The sequence below is a fragment of the Microbacterium sp. Bi128 genome (genome assembly GCF_918698205.1).
Map to the genome: position 1 here is coordinate 1 of NZ_CAKKMM010000728.1, position 2,540 is coordinate 2,540.

Below are 2,540 nucleotides of genomic sequence, written 5' to 3' on the forward strand. Positions count from 1 at the left end.
GCTTCGTTGCGCCGGCGTCGTCCCGTGCCCTGGACCATGTCCGGCACCTGGGTGCACCCCTGATCCACTTCGGCACCGGCACCTCGGAACTGCTCGTCGCGATGCGCGACGTCGGCGTTGACGTCGTGGGGGTCGACTACCGGCTGCCGCTGGACGAAGCCAACCGCCGCCTCGGCGGCACCGTCCCGCTGCAGGGCAACATCGACCCGGCACTGCTTTCGGCACCGTGGGAAGTCCTCGAAGCCCACGTCCGAGAGGTGATCGCGGCCGGCTCCGCGGCGCCCGGGCACGTCCTGAACCTCGGCCACGGCGTGCCGCCGGAGACGGACCCTGAGGTGCTCACGCGCGTCGTCGAACTCATCCACTCCATCGCTCCGGAGTAGGGGCGTGGACGCAGGCGCCGCCGGGACTCGCGTGGAAGGCACCGCCGTCGTGATCGGGGGCGGGATTTCGGGACTGCTTGCGGCACGGGAATTCGCCCGGGCCGGGGTCCGCACCACCGTCCTGGAAACCGGCGAGGCCTGGGGCGGCTGCGTCGGCAGCCATGTCGTGGCCGGACTGACCCTGGACAGCGGCGCGGAGTCTTTCGCCACCCGCACCGCCGCCGTAGCTGATCTCGCCGCGGAGCTGGGGCTGGCCGGCGAGATCGTTGCGCCGAACCCCGGCGGGGCCTGGGTCCAGTTGCCTGACGGCCCCAGGGAACTGCCTAAGACCGGTGTGCTGGGCATCCCGGCGAGCCCGTGGGACCCGGAAGTCCGCCGGTCGTTGGGCCTGCTGGGATCCCTCCGCGCCTCCGTCGACGCCGTGCTGCCGGCCTCGCTGGGCACCGCTGCCGGGGCAACGAGCGTGTCAGCCCTGGTCCGCCGGCGGATGGGCAGGCGGGTCCTGGACCGGCTCGTCGCACCGGTGGTCGGCGGCGTCCACTCGGCCGACCCTTCAGTGCTCGACGTCGACATGGTGGCCCCCGGTCTGCGGGCCGGCATCCGCCAGCACGGTTCCCTCGCCGCCGCCGTCGCGGCCCAGCGCAGGGGAGCGGCGGCCGCCACGGGCAGACCCCCCGGAACAGCCGGACCGTCCGGAACAGGCCAGGCCGGCGGGCTCCAGAAGGCCGGTTCCGCCGTCGCCGGGCTGCGCGGCGGCATGCACACCCTCGTCGCCGCCCTGCTGGCCGATCTGCGTCAGCGCGGAGTCACCCTGCTGCCCGGCACCGCGGCCCGGTCAGTGCGGCGCACAGCCGACGGCTGGCGCGTGGCCACGGACGAGGCCACTTTCGACGCCGGGCTCCTCGCGGTTGCGGTCGAGGGTCCCGCCGCCGTCGGGCTGCTTGAGGAGTCCCTGCCGCGACTTGCCGGCCACCGCCCCGATGCCGGACCCGACGTCAGCCTTGTCACGCTCGTGGTGGACCTCCCGGCCCTTGACGCGGCGCCACGCGGCACCGGCGTGCTTGTTGCGCCGCAGAGCCCGGGTGTGCAGGCCAAGGCGCTGACGCACGCCACCGCCAAATGGGCGTGGCTGGCGGAGCATGCAGGCCCGGGACGGCATGTGCTCCGGCTCTCCTACGGGCGGAGTGCAGCTCCAGGGGCTGTTACTCCCGGGGCGTTGCCCGAGCCCCGCGGCGGCGGACTGGCCGCGGCGCCGCGCTCCGACGATGAACTTTTCCGCGCAGCCCTGGCTGATGCGTCGGCCCTGCTGGCGGTGCCAGTCGGCGCCGGGGACGTGGCCGATTGGGACGTGGTCCGCTGGGCCGGCGCGCTGCCGTTTGCGTCCCTGGGCCACAGGCAGCGCGTCGCGGCCGTCCGGAGCGTCTGCGCCGCGGACGGCACGCTTGCCGTGGTGGGCGGCTGGCTGTCCGGCAATGGCCTGGCAGCGATCGTGGCCGACACCCCGCAGCAGGTCCGCGCCCTGTTGTCCTGAACGTTGTCCTCAACGTCGTCCTCAACGTGGCTGCGCTGAACGTGGCTGCCTCAATGTGCCTGCGCTGAATTCGGTGACCCTGAATCTGGCTGTTCCGAACGAGGTTCCTGAGTCCCAAGCACACCTTCAGTCACAGGAATCACAGCGGTTCCAAAGGCACCCTGAACCCCTCCGGTCACGGCGGTTTCGTGCCGGAAATTCGCGGTTTTTGCAAGTTTTTCCTGCTGGTCGATTCCGGCTAGGCTCGATGACCATGTTTATTTTCAGGTCCAAGGTGTCAACAACGAAGACCGGCCGCCATCGGGGCCTTCGAAGCGGCGCGGCGGCGGTCGCGCTCGGGGCCGTACTGGCTGGCACCGCCGGGGCTCCTGCCTCGCAGGCGGCCGCAGGGTTGTCCGCGGCGGCGTCCACCGCACCGTCCGCGCAGGGTTCGCTGACCCTCGGCCTCGGCGACGTGCTGGACAGCCTGCTGGGTTCCTCGACGACGCCGAGCCCCTCGCCGTCCGCAGGCTCGGGCGAGTCCTCCCCGTCGCAGCCGCCGCCGTCGCACGGCAGCAGCCCGGAGCCCAGCGACCCCGAGCCCAGCGACCCGGAACCCGGCGACCCCGAGCCCAGCAATCCCGAAC

General features: G+C 72.6%; 2 protein-coding genes and 1 pseudogene. All 3 read left to right on the forward strand.

The window, feature by feature from the left end:
• The coding region (locus LQV45_RS25450) for a uroporphyrinogen decarboxylase family protein (protein ID WP_290370314.1) at positions 1-383 on the forward strand (383 nt) is incomplete at its 5' end.
• Between the two features lie 4 nt (positions 384-387).
• Positions 388-1,914, forward strand: a complete 1,527-nt coding sequence (locus LQV45_RS25455) for an NAD(P)/FAD-dependent oxidoreductase (protein ID WP_230009415.1) — start codon at positions 388-390, stop codon at positions 1,912-1,914.
• A gap of 274 nt (positions 1,915-2,188) precedes the next feature.
• Positions 2,189-2,540 (forward strand): annotated as a pseudogene (locus tag LQV45_RS25460) (hypothetical protein); the annotation flags it as partial.